Here is a 1,054-nt window from a genome sequence, read left to right on the forward strand (position 1 = left end):
CCGTCAGCTGGCTACCCGCCACCGCCCCCGTGTCCGCCACAGCCCCCGATCATGCCGCCAACCAGGCAGAACCACCCGAACCGACACACCACAGCCAGCCAAGATCCAAATAGTGGAAGTGGCATTGGCGTGAGCCTGGAGCAGGCCAAGGAAGTGCGGGACGCGGTGGTGGCAAGGCTTGTCGAAGTCGGGTTGGAAGCTTACCCCGATAAGACCCGGATCGTGTACTGCAAGGACAGCAACCGAGGTGGCGATTATGAAAACACGTCGTTCACGTTCCTGTCGTATCCCTTCAGGCCACGAGTGGCATGCAACGGCACCCAGAAGAAACGCTTCACCATCTTCATCCCGGGTGCCGCGCCGGATCGGGTGACCTCGTTCAGCCGCGAAATGCGCGACCTGAGGCTGCACAGGAGAACAAACCTGACACTGGATCAACTCGCCGCGGACATCAACCCGAAAGTGGCGGGCCGGCTGGAATATTTCACCATGTTCTACCCGAGCGTGGTGCTCCCCATCGGCGCGCGCATTGACAGCCATCTCGTGCGCTGGGCGAGGAAGAAGTACAAACCGCTGACACGAAGTGAGCGTAGGGCGTGGGCATGGCTCAAGGGAGTCCGGGAACGGTCCCCTGACCTGTTTGCGCACTGGGCGCTGCGGTACTGACCGCCCCGCAGGATGGTGCGGACGCCGAGGGCTACGGCCAACCTCCTGGGATGAGCCACAACCAGCAGCGACTATGTGAGCACCATCCGTGATATGCGGCAAGAGCCGGATGAGCCGAGAGGTTCACGTCCGGAGCCGTGGGCGCCTGGGAGTGAAACTCCCTCGGGCGACCCGACCAACAGCGAGTATGCCGCGGTCTCGGCACAGCGCGAGGCCCGCGCCCCCTGGTGGGACGCGGGCCTCGGCTTTGAGCTGGTGAGTTACTGATGATTAATATGTGGTGTCACTATGTCTGGTGACGGCTGCTGGCGAGTGGGTAAACCTTTTACATGAGGTATGCGACGGGTGGCGGGTTGACGCCCGCCGAGCAGGTGGAAAGGGAACGGGT

The 1,054-nt window shown here is 62.5% G+C and carries 1 protein-coding gene; it reads left to right on the plus strand.

Annotated elements, in window-relative coordinates:
- Nucleotides 1–129: 129 nt before the first annotated feature.
- Nucleotides 130–666 carry a group II intron maturase-specific domain-containing protein gene (locus tag AB1460_RS37720; RefSeq protein WP_368967366.1) on the plus strand — a complete coding sequence of 179 codons (537 nt, stop codon included), beginning with the start codon at nucleotides 130–132 and terminating at the stop codon, nucleotides 664–666.
- Nucleotides 667–1,054 lie beyond the last annotated feature (388 nt).

The organism is Parafrankia sp. FMc2 (assembly GCF_041008525.1).
GTDB lineage: Bacteria > Actinomycetota > Actinomycetes > Frankiales > Frankiaceae > Parafrankia.